General features: G+C 60.6%; 12 protein-coding genes. All 12 read left to right on the top strand.

Features of this window, described 5'->3' with window-relative positions; genetic code table 11:
• Nucleotides 1-27: 27 nt before the first annotated feature.
• The 12 genes from AB4P91_RS02750 to AB4P91_RS02695 all read left to right on the top strand — a co-directional run bounded on the left by AB4P91_RS02750 (nucleotide 28) and on the right by AB4P91_RS02695 (nucleotide 15,018).
• On the top strand, nucleotides 28-1,527 hold the full coding sequence (locus tag AB4P91_RS02750; protein WP_395604273.1) for an NAD(P)H-hydrate dehydratase: 1,500 nt from the start codon (nucleotides 28-30) through the stop codon (nucleotides 1,525-1,527).
• Nucleotides 1,515-1,985 carry a tRNA (adenosine(37)-N6)-threonylcarbamoyltransferase complex ATPase subunit type 1 TsaE gene (gene tsaE, locus AB4P91_RS02745; protein ID WP_042557383.1) on the top strand — a complete coding sequence of 157 codons (471 nt, stop codon included), beginning with the start codon at nucleotides 1,515-1,517 and terminating at the stop codon, nucleotides 1,983-1,985. Before AB4P91_RS02750 ends, tsaE begins: the two co-directional genes overlap by 13 nt.
• Nucleotides 1,986-3,416 carry an N-acetylmuramoyl-L-alanine amidase gene (locus AB4P91_RS02740; protein ID WP_150594038.1) on the top strand — a complete coding sequence of 477 codons (1,431 nt, stop codon included), beginning with the start codon at nucleotides 1,986-1,988 and terminating at the stop codon, nucleotides 3,414-3,416.
• The gene (mutL, locus tag AB4P91_RS02735) at nucleotides 3,413-5,323 is read left to right on the top strand and encodes a DNA mismatch repair endonuclease MutL (RefSeq protein WP_150596068.1); all 1,911 of its coding nucleotides are present in this window, start codon (nucleotides 3,413-3,415) and stop codon (nucleotides 5,321-5,323) included. Before AB4P91_RS02740 ends, mutL begins: the two co-directional genes overlap by 4 nt.
• A complete protein-coding gene (miaA, locus tag AB4P91_RS02730) occupies nucleotides 5,323-6,294 on the top strand; it encodes a tRNA (adenosine(37)-N6)-dimethylallyltransferase MiaA (RefSeq protein ID WP_150594040.1) in 972 nt (323 codons plus the stop codon). Before mutL ends, miaA begins: the two co-directional genes overlap by 1 nt.
• A gap of 94 nt (nucleotides 6,295-6,388) precedes the next feature.
• The gene (gene hfq / locus AB4P91_RS02725) at nucleotides 6,389-6,649 is read left to right on the top strand and encodes an RNA chaperone Hfq (protein WP_007902656.1); all 261 of its coding nucleotides are present in this window, start codon (nucleotides 6,389-6,391) and stop codon (nucleotides 6,647-6,649) included.
• Between the two features lie 12 nt (nucleotides 6,650-6,661).
• Complete coding sequence (gene hflX / locus AB4P91_RS02720) at nucleotides 6,662-7,963, top strand: ribosome rescue GTPase HflX (protein ID WP_042557387.1); 1,302 nt, start codon at nucleotides 6,662-6,664, stop codon at nucleotides 7,961-7,963.
• 96 nt (nucleotides 7,964-8,059) lie between these two features.
• Nucleotides 8,060-9,229, top strand: coding sequence for an FtsH protease activity modulator HflK (gene hflK, locus AB4P91_RS02715; RefSeq protein WP_395604272.1), 1,170 nt, complete (start codon nucleotides 8,060-8,062; stop codon nucleotides 9,227-9,229).
• Nucleotides 9,229-10,098, top strand: a complete 870-nt coding sequence (gene hflC, locus AB4P91_RS02710; protein ID WP_042557389.1) for a protease modulator HflC — start codon at nucleotides 9,229-9,231, stop codon at nucleotides 10,096-10,098. The genes hflK and hflC overlap by 1 nt, the downstream gene beginning before the upstream one ends.
• A gap of 313 nt (nucleotides 10,099-10,411) precedes the next feature.
• A complete protein-coding gene (locus AB4P91_RS02705; RefSeq protein ID WP_150594042.1) occupies nucleotides 10,412-11,599 on the top strand; it encodes an ATP phosphoribosyltransferase regulatory subunit in 1,188 nt (395 codons plus the stop codon).
• Nucleotides 11,600-11,653: 54 nt separating this feature from the next.
• Nucleotides 11,654-12,943, top strand: a complete 1,290-nt coding sequence (locus AB4P91_RS02700) for an adenylosuccinate synthase (protein ID WP_150594043.1) — start codon at nucleotides 11,654-11,656, stop codon at nucleotides 12,941-12,943.
• 140 nt (nucleotides 12,944-13,083) lie between these two features.
• Nucleotides 13,084-15,018, top strand: a complete 1,935-nt coding sequence (locus AB4P91_RS02695) for a methyl-accepting chemotaxis protein (RefSeq protein ID WP_395604271.1) — start codon at nucleotides 13,084-13,086, stop codon at nucleotides 15,016-15,018.
• Nucleotides 15,019-15,033: the final 15 nt, after the last annotated feature.

The following is a 15,033-nucleotide window of genomic DNA, read 5'->3' as shown; positions in this document are numbered from 1 at the left end:
CTGCCAGACATCGGAGCCCGAAGACGCATGCCGCACACGAAAGATGAATTACCCGACGCGCTGTATGGCGCCGCACAGGTGCGCGAGATCGACGCACGGCTGATTGCCGCAGGCACGCCGGGCTTCGAATTGATGCAACGCGCCGCGCATGCAGCCTGGCGGGCACTGGTGCGGCAATGGCCGGCAGCCGATGAAATGACTGTGCTTGCCGGCCACGGCAACAATGCGGGCGATGGCTATTTGATCGCTGTGTTGGCGCAGCGGGCCGGTTGGTCGGTGCGGGTGTTGGCGGTCGCTGATCCGCAGCGTTTGCAAGGTGATGCCGCACTGGCGCACGCCGAAGCGCTCGCCGAGGGCGTCAGTGTGCTGGGCTGGGCCGGTCAAAACGAATTGCGCGGGGTCATTGTCGATGCCTTGCTCGGCACCGGCCTGACCGGCGACGTACGCGAGCCTTATCGCACGGCCATCGCGGCGATCAACGCCAGCGGCCTGCCGGTAACGGCAGTCGATATTCCTTCCGGGCTGTCCGCCGACACCGGGCATGCACTGGGCACTGCCGTGTGCGCCGATCTCACCGTCACCTTCATCGCCTTGAAAGTCGGCCTGTTCACCGGTGATGCGGCGGATCATATCGGCGAGCTGGTATTTAATGATTTGCAGGAGACGGCCGAAACCTGTGATGACATTCCCGTCAATGCCAGGCGCCTGCATGCGGCTAATCTTCCACGGCTGGCGCCACGTCGACCCTGCTCCCACAAAGGCCGCTTCGGGCATGTGCTGCTGATCGGCGGCGATCACGGTTTTGGCGGGGCGATCCTGCTCAGCACCGAAAGTGCCTTGCGCAGCGGTGCCGGCATGGTTTCGCTGGCGACTCGTCCGGAACATGTGCCAGCGGCATTGACCCGCATTCCGGAAGCCATGGCCCTGGGTATTTCCTCGGCCAATCAATTGATGGGCCTGCTGGAAAAGGTTTCCGTGCTGGTGGTCGGGCCGGGGCTGGGGCAGGTTGGCTGGGGACGGGCGCTGTTGTCGGCGGCAGCCAATGCGCCGCTGCCGCAGGTGTGGGACGCCGATGCATTGAACCTGCTGGCCGAAGGGTTTGTCAGCTTGCCCAGGGATTGCGTGATCACGCCGCATCCGGGTGAGGCGGCACGGTTGCTGGGAATCAGCACCGCGCAGGTACAGGCCGATCGTCCTGCCGCTGCGTTGGCGCTGAGCAAAAAATATACAGCGGTTGTGGTGCTCAAAGGCGCCGGTAGCCTGATCGCCCATCCCGATGGGCGTCTGGCGTTGTGTCATCAGGGCCATCCGGCCATGGCCACCGCCGGGCTCGGCGATGTGCTGGCCGGTTTGACCGGCGCGCTGCTGGCACAATGCATGGATGGCTTCGATGCCGCGTGCCTGGCGGTCTGGCTGCACGCCAATGCCGGGATGCAACAAGGAAAATTCGGCCGTGGGCTGGCGGCCAGTGATCTGATTCCAGCCATTCGTCAGTTGTTGGAGGAGCATGCACCGTGTCTGAAGTAACCCTGTACCTGGCCGATGAACAGGCCATGAGCGACTTTGGCACACGGATCGCCCGCGTGACCCAGGGCCACGGCCTGATTTTTCTTGTTGGCAACCTGGGCATGGGCAAGACCACGCTGTCGCGAGGGATCATTCGCGGGCTGGGCCATGTCGGAGCGGTAAAAAGCCCGACCTTCACATTGGTCGAGCCCTACGAAATCGGTGACATCCGCGCCTTCCATTTCGACCTGTATCGCTTGGTTGATCCGGAGGAACTGGAGTTTCTCGGGATCCGCGACTACTTCGACGACGACGCCCTCTGCCTGATCGAGTGGCCCGATAAAGGTGCAGGCTTTTTGCCAAAGCCTGACCTGACCATTACCATTAGCCCGCAAGACAGCGGGCGTTCGCTGAATATTTTGTCCCAGGGCTCGCGTGGCGAGGCCTGGTGTGCCGCTTTGGCATTGGAAACCAATTAGATGATGGGGTTAGGTATGCGCTTTCGCGCGTTGGTGGCTGCCGCAGGACTGATGTTGATGGCAGTAACCGTCACTGCTGTGGCCGATTCAAAGGTCAACAGCGTGCGCCTGTGGCGGGCGCCGGATAACACGCGACTGGTCTTTGACCTGAGCGGCCCGGTGCAGCACAGCGTTTTCACCCTGACTTCACCGGATCGACTGGTGATCGACATCAATGGCGCCACCCTCGGCGCGCCTTTGAATGTGCAGACTGCGAACACGCCGATCACCGCGATGCGCTCGGCCCAGCGCACCCCGTCCGACCTTCGGGTGGTCATCGACCTGAAAAAAGCCGTCACGCCCAAAAGCTTCTCGCTGGCGCCGAACGCGCAATACGGCAATCGTCTGGTGGTCGATCTGTTCGACAACCCGGCCGATGCCGCTCCGCCGCCTGCACCTGCACCGCGGGTTGCGACGGTGCCGGCCGTGCCGGTCACCCCGACCGAACCAACCATCAAGCTGCCGCCAGCCCCGGCCGGCAAGCGCGATATTATTGTGGTGATTGACGCCGGCCACGGTGGCGAAGACCCGGGTGCGTCCGGCTCGCGCGGGCAGCGTGAGAAAGACGTGGTGCTGCAGATCGCCCGTGAATTGCAGCGTCAGGTCAATGGCATGAAAGGCTTCCGCGCCGAACTGACCCGTACCGGTGACTACTTCATTCCGTTGCGCGGGCGGACCGAGATTGCCCGCAAGAAGGGTGCTGATCTGTTCGTCTCGATCCACGCCGATGCCGCGCCATCTGCGGCGGCCTTCGGTGCTTCGGTGTTTGCCCTGTCCGATCGCGGTGCGACGTCCGAGACCGCTCGCTGGCTGGCCGACAGTGAAAACCGTTCCGACCTGATCGGCGGTGCGGGCAACGTCAGCCTCGACGACAAGGACCGCATGCTCGCGGGCGTGCTGCTTGACCTGTCGATGACGGCCTCGTTGACCTCCAGCCTCAATGTCGGGCAGAAAGTCCTGACCAACATCGGCCGGGTTACGCCGCTGCACAAACAGCGTGTGGAGCAAGCCGGGTTCATGGTGCTGAAGTCGCCGGACATTCCGTCGATCCTGGTCGAAACCGGGTTTATCTCCAACGCCAACGAAGCCAACAAGCTCTCGGCGTCGAGCCACCAGCAAGCACTGGCGCGTTCGATCAGCAGTGGCGTGCGCCAGTTCTTCCAACAGAACCCGCCGCCGGGTACCTACATTGCCTGGCTGCGTGATTCCGGCAAGATTGCCCAGGGCCCGCGCGATCATCGGGTCAATCCGGGCGAAACCCTGGCGATGATCGCCGTGCGTTATCAGGTTTCGCCGGCGGCGCTGCGCAGCGCCAACAACCTGAAAAGCGATGACCTGAAAGCGGGTCAGCACCTGACCATTCCCGGCACCGAACTGGCGTCCAAAGAATGACTCAGGTCCTGAACATGGCCCGCATCGAGCTGCTCAGCCCACGGCTGGCGAACCAGATCGCCGCCGGCGAGGTGGTCGAGCGACCGGCGTCGGTGATCAAGGAGCTGCTGGAAAACAGCCTCGACTCCGGTGCCAAACGCATTGACGTCGACGTCGAGCAGGGCGGCGTCAAGCTGCTGCGGGTGCGCGACGATGGCAGCGGCATTTCTGCCGATGACCTGCCGCTGGCGCTGGCCCGGCACGCCACCAGCAAGATTCGCAATCTGGAAGACCTGGAGCAGGTGATGAGCCTGGGCTTCCGCGGTGAAGCCCTGGCCTCGATCAGCTCCGTGGCGCGCCTGACCCTGACTTCGCGTACCCGTGACGCCGATCAGGCCTGGCAGGTCGAGACCGAAGGTCGAGACATGGCGCCTCGCGTTCAGCCGGCCGCGCATCCGGTGGGCACTTCGGTGGAAGTGCGCGACTTGTTCTTCAATACGCCGGCACGACGCAAATTTCTCAAGACCGAAAAAACCGAATTCGATCACCTGCAAGAAGTGATCAAGCGGCTGGCACTGGCGCGTTTCGACGTGGCTTTCCATCTGCGCCACAACGGCAAGACCATCCTCAGCCTGCACGAGGCCCACGATGATGCGGCCCGTGCCCGGCGTGTGGCAGCGATCTGCGGCTCGGGTTTTCTTGAACAGGCGCTGCCGATCGAGATCGAACGCAATGGCCTGCACCTGTGGGGCTGGGTCGGTTTACCGACCTTCAACCGCAGTCAGGCGGACTTGCAGTACTTCTTTGTGAACGGCCGTGCGGTGCGCGACAAACTGGTGGCGCACGCCGTGCGCCAGGCTTATCGCGACGTTCTGTTCAACGGTCGCCACCCGACGTTTGCGTTGTTTTTCGAGGTTGATCCGGCTGCTGTGGACGTTAACGTTCACCCGACCAAGCACGAAGTGCGCTTCCGTGACGGGCGCATGGTGCATGACTTCCTTTACGGCACGCTGCACCGGGCGCTGGGCGATGTGCGTCCGGAAGATCAGCTTGCCGGTTCGGTCACCACTGCCGTCGTCCGCCCGACAGGGCTTGGTGCCGGTGAGTTCGGGCCACAGGGCGAAATGCGTCTGGCGGCCAATGCGCTGCTGGAGCAACCGCAGGCACAACCGGCGTTCAACACGTCGTCGGGCGCCAGTGCTGGCGGCGCTTATCAGTATCAATACACGCCGCGTCCGCCATCCGCTGTGCCGCCGGTCGCTGAGGCTCAGGCTGCCTATCGCGAGTTTTTCGCACCCTTGCCAGAAGCCAATGCCAACGCATTGCCGGCCGGTCAGGAAGACATTCCGCCGCTCGGTTACGCATTGGCGCAGTTGAAAGGCATCTACATTCTGTCCGAGAACGCCCAAGGCCTGGTGCTGGTGGACATGCATGCTGCCCACGAGCGGATCATGTATGAGCGCCTGAAAATCGCCATGGCCAGCGAAGGCCTCAGCGGCCAGCCGTTGCTGGTACCGGAATCGCTGGCGGTCAGTCAGCGTGAGGCTGATTGCGCTGAAGAACACGCTGCGTGGTTCCAGCGACTGGGCTTTGAGTTGCAGCGTCTGGGCCCGGAAACATTGGCGATCCGCCAGATTCCAGCACTGCTCAAGCAAGCTGAAGCCAACCGTTTGGTTGGCGACGTGCTGTCGGACCTGATGGAGTACGGCACCAGCGACCGGATTCAGGCACACCTGAACGAATTGCTCGGCACCATGGCCTGCCACGGCGCCATCCGCGCCAACCGGCGTCTGGCCCTGCCGGAAATGAACGGTCTGCTGCGTGACATGGAAAACACCGAGCGCAGCGGTCAATGCAACCATGGCCGACCGACCTGGACCCAATTGGGCCTGGACGATCTGGACAAACTGTTTTTGCGCGGTCGTTGATGAGCCAGCTTCCTCCAGCGATTTTCCTGATGGGCCCGACCGCTGCGGGCAAGACCGATCTGGCCATCGAGCTGACCAAAGTGTTGCCGTGCGAGCTCATCAGTGTCGATTCGGCGCTGGTCTATCGCGGCATGGACATCGGCACCGCCAAGCCCTCAAAAGCGCTTCTCGCCGAATATCCTCACCGTCTGATCGATATTCTCGATCCGGTTGAAGCCTATTCGGCTGCGGATTTTCGTCGCGATGCCCTGCAAGCCATGGCTGAAATCACCGCGCGTGGAAAAATTCCGCTGCTGGTCGGCGGTACGATGCTCTATTACAAGGCTTTGGTCGAAGGTCTGGCGGATATGCCAGCGGCTGATCCCGACGTGCGCGCGCAGATCGAAGAAGAGGCTGCACGCCTTGGCTGGCAAGCCCTGCACGATCAATTGGCGGTGATTGATCCGGTGTCCGCTGCGCGGATTCACCCGAACGATCCACAACGCTTGAGTCGCGCGCTGGAAGTCTATCGGGTCAGTGGTCAGAGCATGACTGCGCTACGTGAGCAACAATCTGCGCAAAGTACTGAAGCAGCCGCTTCGGGACTGCAACAATTGCCCTATACTGTCGCGAACTTGGCCATTGCCCCGGCGAATCGTCAGGTACTGCACGAGCGCATTAAACAAAGATTCACAAATATGTTGGAACAGGGATTCATCGACGAGGTCGTAGCCCTGCGTAAAAGAAGTGACCTGCATTCGGGGTTGCCGTCTATACGTGCGGTAGGCTACCGCCAAGTCTGGGACTACCTGGATGGCAAACTGACATTGGCTGACATGCAGGAGCGCGGCATCATCGCCACGCGCCAATTGGCCAAACGCCAGTTCACCTGGCTACGCAGCTGGGAAGATTTACATTGGCTGGACAGTCTTGATTGCGACAATCTGCCACGCGCCTTGAAATACTTAGGGACCATCTCCATATTGAGCTGAGTCCTTGCAATTGCCGTCTATCCTTGGGGGTGTGACGGCCAAAGCCATCTGAATTACCTATTTTTATTATTGAATCCTTAAAGGAGTGCGGCACATGTCAAAAGGGCATTCGCTACAAGACCCTTACCTGAATACTTTACGTAAAGAGAAAGTTGGGGTTTCCATCTACCTGGTCAACGGTATCAAACTGCAAGGCACGATCGAGTCGTTCGACCAGTTCGTGATCCTGCTGAAAAACACCGTCAGCCAAATGGTTTACAAACACGCTATCTCGACAGTCGTGCCGGTTCGTCCAATTCGTCTGCCTAGCGCAACCGAATCCGAAGCAGGTGACGCTGAGCCAGGTAACGCCTGATAGGAGTCTCCTTTGTTCTTTGAGCGCCACGGTGGTGGTGAGCGAGTAATCCTCGTTCACTTGGATGGACAGGACCCTGAGGCGCGCGAAGATCCGCAGGAGTTTCAGGAACTGGCTAATTCGGCAGGCGCCGAGACCGTTGCGTTTTTTAACGTGCCGCGTCATCGGCCAACTGCCAAATTCCTGATTGGCAGCGGCAAGGTCGAGGAACTGCGCGACCTGGTCCATGCCGAAAAGGCCGATCTGGTGATTTTCAATCACATCCTCACGCCCAGTCAGGAACGTAACCTCGAACGTGTTTTCGAGTGTCGCGTGATTGACCGTACCGGTCTGATTCTCGATATTTTCGCGCAGCGCGCCCGTACCCATGAAGGCAAGCTCCAGGTCGAACTGGCCCAGCTTGACCACATGAGCACGCGGCTGGTTCGTGGCTGGACTCACCTTGAGCGTCAGGGTGGCGGTATCGGCATGCGCGGTCCGGGTGAAACCCAGCTGGAAACCGACCGTCGTCTGTTGCGGGTTCGCCTGCGACAGATCAAGGGCCGACTGGAAAAAGTGCGCAGCCAGCGCGAGCAGTCGCGGCGCGGCCGTTCCCGTGCGGATATTCCTACCGTGTCTCTGGTGGGCTATACCAACGCCGGTAAATCCACGCTCTTCAACAACGTGACGAAATCCGACGTGTACGCGGCTGATCAATTGTTCGCCACGCTGGACCCGACCTTGCGCCGTCTGGAACTGGATGACCTGGGGCCGATTGTCCTGGCCGACACGGTAGGTTTCATTCGTCACTTGCCGCACAAGCTGGTCGAGGCTTTTCGGTCTACGCTCGAAGAGTCGAGCAACTCCGACCTGCTGTTGCACGTTATCGACGCGGCCGAACCGGATCGCATGTTGCAGATCGAGCAGGTGATGGTGGTGTTGGGCGAGATTGGCGCCCAGGACTTGCCGATCCTCGAGGTCTATAACAAACTCGATTTGCTTGAAGGCGTTGAGCCGCAAATCCAGCGCGACGCCGATGGTAAACCGCAACGGGTCTGGTTGTCGGCGCGTGATGGCAGTGGTCTGGAATTACTTGAACAAGCCATTTCCGAGTTGCTGGGCGGTGATTTGTTTGTGGGTACATTGCGCTTGCCGCAACAATTCGCTCGACTGCGTGCGCAGTTTTTCGAACTGGGTGCGGTGCAAAAAGAAGAGCACGACGAAGAAGGCATCAGCCTGCTGGCCGTTCGTTTGCCCCGGGTCGAGTTGAATCGACTGGTAAGCCGCGAAGGATTGCAGCCGATGGAATTCATCGAGCAACACACTTTGCAATAAAAGCCTGACAAAGCGGTTGTGCCGCAACGTCAGGCATTCTGTAGCATTGGTCGGCGCGCCGTGGGTGCGTCTTTGCTTTATCAGATGGAGAGCGCTATGGCTTGGAATGAGCCGGGTGGCAACTCGAATAATCAGGATCCTTGGGGTGGCAAGCGCCGCAATAACGGCGACCGCAAGGGGCCACCAGATCTCGACGAGGCCTTCCGAAAGCTGCAGGAAAGCCTGAACGGTTTGTTCGGTGGTGGCAAGAAACGTGGTGATGACGGCGGTGGTTCGGGCAAGAGCGGTGGCGGCTTCGGCGGTCTGATCGGTATCGCCCTCGTTGTGCTGGCGGCTGTCTGGCTGTACAGCGCGGTTTACGTGGTGGACGAGCAGGAGCAAGCCGTAGTGCTGCGCTTCGGCAAATACTACGAAACCGTCGGCCCGGGTCTGAACATCTACTTCCCGCCGATCGATAAAAAGTACATGGAGAACGTCACGCGTGAGCGTGCCTACACCAAGCAGGGCCAGATGCTGACCGAAGACGAGAACATCGTCGAAGTGCCGCTGACCGTGCAGTACAAGATCAGCAACCTGCAGGACTTCGTACTGAACGTCGACCAGCCGGAAATCAGCCTGCAGCACGCCACCGAAAGTGCGCTGCGTCACGTGGTGGGTTCCACCGCGATGGATCAGGTGCTGACCGAAGGTCGTGAGCTGATGGCCAGCGAAATCAAGGAACGTCTCCAGCGTTTCCTCGATACCTATCGCACCGGTATCACCGTTACTCAGGTCAACGTACAGAGCGCCGCTGCACCGCGTGAAGTACAGGAAGCCTTTGACGATGTGATCCGCGCCCGTGAAGACGAGCAACGTTCGCGTAACCAGGCAGAAACCTACGCCAACGGCGTGGTGCCGGAAGCTCGTGGTCAGGCCCAGCGTATCCTTGAGGATGCCAACGGTTACCGCGACGAAACGGTCTCGCGCGCCAAGGGTGAGGCGGATCGCTTCACCAAACTGGTTGCCGAGTATCGCAAGGCACCTGAAGTCACCCGCGAGCGTCTGTACCTGGACACCATGCAGGAAGTCTTCAGCAACACCAGCAAGGTACTCGTGACCGGCAACAAGGACGGCCAGAGCAATCTGCTTTACCTGCCGTTGGACAAAATGATCCAGAACAGTTCGGGCAGCGCACCGGTAACCGGTTCGGCCGCCGCCAGCAGCAACACGGACGTCACGCCGCATGTCACTGACGTGCCGCAGTCGCGCACAAGGGAGACCCGCTGATGAGCAATAAATCGCTGATCGCCCTGATCGTTGGCGTCGTTGTCGTACTGGTTGGCTGGAACTGCTTCTACATCGTGGCTCAGACCGAGCGTGCGGTGTTGCTGCAGTTCGGTCGTGTGGTTCAGGCGGATGTCCAGCCGGGTCTGCATGTGAAAGTGCCTTACGTCAACCAGGTGCGCAAGTTCGACGCCCGCCTGCTGACGCTGGATGCACCGACGCAGCGCTTCCTGACCCTGGAAAAGAAAGCCGTGATGGTCGATGCCTACGCCAAGTGGCGCGTGAAAGATGCCGAGCGCTTCTACACCGCAACTTCCGGCCTCAAGCAGATCGCCGACGAGCGTCTTTCCCGTCGACTGGAATCCGGTCTGCGTGACCAGTTCGGTAAGCGCACCCTGCACGAAGTCGTGTCGGGCGAGCGTGATGCGCTGATGGCTGACATCACCGCGTCGCTGAACAAGATGGCAGAGAAAGAGCTGGGTATCGAAGTCGTCGATGTCCGGGTCAAGGCCATCGATCTGCCGAAAGAAGTGAACCGCAGTGTGTTCGAGCGTATGAGCACCGAGCGTGAGCGTGAAGCTCGCGAACACCGCGCCAAGGGTAACGAGCTGGCTGAGGGCATCCGTGCCGACGCCGATCGTCAACGCCGCGTGCTGCTGGCTGAAGCCTATCGTGAATCTGAAGAGGTTCGCGGTGATGGTGATGCCCAGGCCGCTGCGATCTACTCCAAGGCTTACGGTCAGGATCAGGAGTTCTACGGTTTCTACCGTAGCCTGCGTGCCTACCGTGAAAGCTTCGCGAACAAATCCGACGTCTTGGTCCTCGACCCAAGCAGTGACTTTTTCCGGTACCTGGAAAAGTCCAAGCCTTGATACGGCGTTGACCTGAATCATTCCGCCCGGCGGCTAAAACCTCGGGCGGGGTGATCCTTTGGGAAAACGTGTGTATGATGCGGCAGCCGGGAAATTCCCGGCTTTTTTGCGTCTGCACGTTTGATTGCTGTTTTTACTGCAGAACATCGAGTTGAATGGCTCGACAGTTTTTCGAGGAAAGTGATGGGCGAAGCCGGTTAAAGGCCTTTCGCTGCGTCGTTCATGCGCGTGCGTTTTGAACGGGCCGGTCATTTTCTGCTTCACTCAAGGCTCGCCCTAGTGCTGGCCGCCCGGATCAAAGGGGAATGGCGTAATGGCAACGGTAGACCGCTGGCTGCTGCCAGATGGCATCGAAGAAGTACTGCCACCAGAAGCGGCGCGCATTGAAGTCGCGCGTCGTCAGGTGTTGGATCTGTTCCAGAGCTGGGGTTACGAGTTTGTCGTGACTCCCCATATCGAGTACCTGGAATCCCTGCTGACCGGTGCAGGCTCGGACCTCGATCTGCGTACCTTCAAGGTCATCGACCCGCAGTCGGGGCGGCAGATGGGTTTCCGTGCCGACATCACGCCGCAAGTGGCGCGCATCGATGCGCACACCCTGCGTCGCGAGGGCCCGAGCCGTCTGTGCTACGCCGGCAGCGTTTTGCACGCCCAGCCGCGTGCATTGTCGTCGTCGCGCAGTCCGATCCAGTTGGGTGCCGAGTTGTACGGCGATGCCAGTCCGAGCAGCGACGTTGAAGTGATCAGCCTGATGCTGGCCATGCTGCAACTGGCCGATGTGCCGGACGTGCACATGGATCTCGGTCATGTGGGTATCTACCGTGGTCTGGCGCGCGCCGCCGGTCTGTCGGGCGAAGTCGAACAGCAGTTGTTCGATGCGTTGCAACGCAAGGCCATCGACGAGGTCATTACCTTGACCGAAGGCTTGCCGGCCGACCTGTCCGGCATGCTCCGTGCGCTGGTTGACTTGTGTGGCGGCCGTGAAGTGTTGAGCGCTGCCCGCGAGCGTCTGGCCAATGCGCCGGCGCCGGTGCTGGAAGCACTGGAAGATTTGCTGGCGATAGCCGAGCGCCTGTCGGCTCGCTTCCCGGAGCTGCCGCTGTACTTTGATCTGGGCGAGTTGCGCGGTTATCACTACCACACCGGTGTGGTGTTCGCGGTGTTCGTACCGGGCGTTGGCCAGTCCATCGCTCAGGGCGGCCGTTACGACGACATCGGCGCCGACTTCGGTCGCGCCCGTCCGGCGACTGGCTTTTCCACCGATTTGAAAACCCTGGTGACCCTGGGGCGTGCTGAGATCGAGCTACCGTCTGGCGGTATCTGGATGCCTGACAGTACGGATGCAGCACTCTGGCAGCAGGTTTGTCAGTTGCGCAGTGAGGGTCAGCGTGTCGTTCAGGCATTGCCTGGGCAACCTTTGGCCGCCGCCCGTGATGCGGACTGCGACCGGCAATTGATTCAGCAGAACGGGCTTTGGCAAGTATCGCCACTGGCTTCTTGAGTTTTCCTGCCGGCCATCGCCGGCACCAAGTTTGCGCGAATGAGGACAAGTGTTATGGGTAAGAATGTCGTAGTCCTGGGCACCCAATGGGGTGATGAGGGCAAAGGCAAGATCGTTGATCTGCTGACCGAACATGCTGCCGCCGTAGTGCGCTACCAAGGTGGCCACAACGCTGGTCACACCTTGGTGATCGACGGCGAAAAAACAGTCTTGCACCTGATTCCGTCGGGCGTGCTGCGCGAAGGCGTGCAGTGCCTGATCGGCAACGGCGTAGTGGTTGCACCTGACGCCCTGCTGCGCGAGATCACCAAGCTGGAAGAGAAAGGCGTCCCGGTGCGCGAGCGCCTGCGTATCAGCCCGTCCTGCCCGTTGATCCTGTCCTTCCACGTAGCGCTGGACCAGGCTCGTGAAAAGGCCCGTGGCGAGCTGAAGATCGGTACCACCGGTCGCGGCATTGGCCCGGCTTATGAAGACAAGGTTGCACGTCGTGGCCTGCGTGTGGGCGACCTGCTCAACATGCCGCGCTTTGAAGACAAGCTGCGTGAACTGGTGGATTACCACAACTTCATGCTGGTTGGTTACTACAAAGAGCCTGCCATCGAGTTCGAAAAAACCCTGGCCGAGTGCAAGGAATACGCAGAACTGCTCAAGCCGCTGATGCTGGATGTGACGGCCGAGCTGCACGACCTGCGTCGCGCCGGCAAAGACATCATGTTCGAAGGCGCCCAGGGTTCGTTGCTCGACATCGACCACGGTACCTATCCGTACGTGACCAGCTCCAACACCACCGCGGGTGGCGTGGCGACCGGTTCGGGCGTTGGCCCGATGTTCCTGGACTACATCCTGGGCATCACCAAGGCTTACACCACTCGCGTAGGTTCGGGCCCGTTCCCGACTGAGCTGTTTGACGAGGTGGGTGCGCACCTGGCCAAACAAGGTCACGAGTTCGGCGCTACCACCGGCCGTGCCCGTCGTTGCGGCTGGTTCGACGCCGTTATCCTGCGTCGCGCTATCGATGTGAACAGCATCTCGGGCATCTGCCTGACCAAGCTGGACGTGCTCGACGGCCTGCAAACCATCAACATCTGCGTCGGCTACAAAGATGCCGAAGGCAAGGACGTTGCTCCAACTGACGCTGACAGCTACGTGGGCCTCCAGCCTGTGTACGAAGAAGTGCCGGGCTGGACCGAATCGACCGTGGGTGCCAAAACCCTGGAAGAGCTGCCCGCTAACGCTCGTGCCTACATCAAGCGCGTTGAAGAGTTGATCGGCGCGCCGATCGACATTATTTCGACGGGCCCGGACCGCAACGAAACCATCGTTCTGCGTCATCCGTTTGCTTGATAAGTCGTTGATGTAAAAAAACAAAGGCCCCTTAATCGGGGCCTTTGTCGTTTATGCCTGTTGGACGGCATGACCTTTGCTGTGAATCTTCCTACAAGAGTGCCATCAAATTAATGGCGTCAGAAGTAGAGGGATTCATAGTGTCAGCCGTTCTCTCACTGTTACAAAGCCGTCTGTTGCGGCCCGTGTTCGTTACCCTTGGTATCGCCCTTTTGGTGCAGGTGTTGGTGGCCGTTGCCCTGACGCGGAGCACGGTCACGGCACTGGAAGCGGATCTGGCGGTGCGCCTTGGTGCCGACAGCCAGAAACTCTCCGGGGAACTGGAGCAGGCCGGACGTGAAGTCACGTCGAGCCTCGACGCCTTGTCCGCTAGCACCCGTCAACGTCTTACCGCCGGTTTGTCTTCTCGCCTGAAGGACGAACAAACGCAATTGCGGGCGACGCTGGAAAAGGATCTGAAGGATTCGGCCAATGACATGGCCCAATTGCTGGCTTCGGTCGCACCCCGCGCCATGTGGGACAGCGACGTGCCGACCCTGTCCGAGTTTGCCCGGCGCGCCCAGCGCAATCCCAATGTGCTGTTCGTGGTCTACGACGACGCCACTGGCCAACATTTGACCCGTTACCTCAATCGCGAAAACCCGATCAACAAGGCCTTGCTGGAGAAGGGGCAGGGCGAACGTGCGCTGGATAAAGTGCTGGATGCGGCAAAGAACGATCCTTCGGTTTATTACCTTGAAGCGTCGATCAGCCCTAACGGCGTTGAAATCGGCAAGGTGCTGATGGGCGTCTCCACGGCCTCGGTAGAGACCGATCTGGCTGCGCTCGACAAACGCTTCCTGGCCTTGATTGCCAGCAGCGATCAATTGGTTGGCGACAGCCTCAAAGGCGCCGCAGCCGATAGCGCCACAGCGATGCGCGCGCGTCTGCAATCGGCTCAAACCACCGCCACCGAAATGAAATCCAACACCGCCAGCACTGTGCAGGACGCTGCCGCGACCTTGCGTTGGCGCATCGGTTTGGGCCTCGCGCTAGTCGGCTGCGGCGTGCTGTTGCTGCTGGCCGTGGTGCTTGGCCATCGCGTGGTCAACCGCTTGAAGATGCTCAATGCAGCGATGGACGACCTTGCGGCGGGCGAGGGTGACCTGACCAAGCGCGTACAGATCAACAGCAAGGACGAGATCGGTGACATGGCTGCAGCAGTCAACCGCTTTGTCGACAAGTTGCAGCCGATCGTGCGTGAGGCGGGTGATGTGGCCCAGCGCACCGGCGTGGAAATCGGCGCGATGACCCTGCGCAATGCCGGTGCCGATGCGGCGGCCGGGATGCAGCGTGACGAAGTCGCGGAAAGTCTGCGGGCGCTATCGCAAATGGCGGACGAGGCCCAATCGGAAAGCCACGCGATGCAGGCAGCGTTGAAGCAGGTGGTCGATATCCGTCAGGCCACTGATGAGAACACCCGCACGTCGGCCAAGGTCGGCAGTCTGATCGAGGCGCTGGCCGGGCAGGTCGACACGGGGGCGAAAGTCATCGAGCGGCTCGCGCAGCAGAGTGAGCAGATTGAAGTGGTGCTGACGGTCATTCACGGGATCGCCGAGCAAACCAACCTGTTGGCATTGAACGCTGCAATCGAAGCGGCACGGGCAGGCGAAACCGGGCGGGGTTTCGCTGTTGTGGCAGACGAAGTTCGGGCGCTGGCGAGCAAGACACAAAGCTCTACCGGCGACATCCAGGCGCACATCGTCGCGTTGCAGCAAGGCGCGCGTGAGGCGGTGGAAGCGATCGGGCAGGCCGGACGTCAGGCCAGTGAAGGTTTGCTGGTGCTGCGCGACAGTGCGCGGTTGCAACAGTCGGTACAGGCTTCGGTCGAGCAGGTGCATGCAGCGATTGGTCTGGCAACGCAGGCGGCAGCGCATCAGGCGGCGGGTGCGCAAGCGGTACGTGGGCGCGTCGAAACGATCCATGTGCAGGCCGAGAAAGCGGCCCAGGCTGTGGTGGAAACCACGGCCAGTGGCAAGGTCCTGGATGGTTTGGCTGCGCAGCTTAAGGCGAGCCTGGGGCAATTCCGGGCTTAATGGTGTCAGGGCCGG

This window comes from Pseudomonas sp. B21128 (genome assembly GCF_044218865.1).
Lineage (GTDB): Bacteria > Pseudomonadota > Gammaproteobacteria > Pseudomonadales > Pseudomonadaceae > Aquipseudomonas > Aquipseudomonas iridis.
Note: the sequence above shows the minus strand (reverse complement) of the source record. Positions and strands in the feature narration are given on the sequence as shown.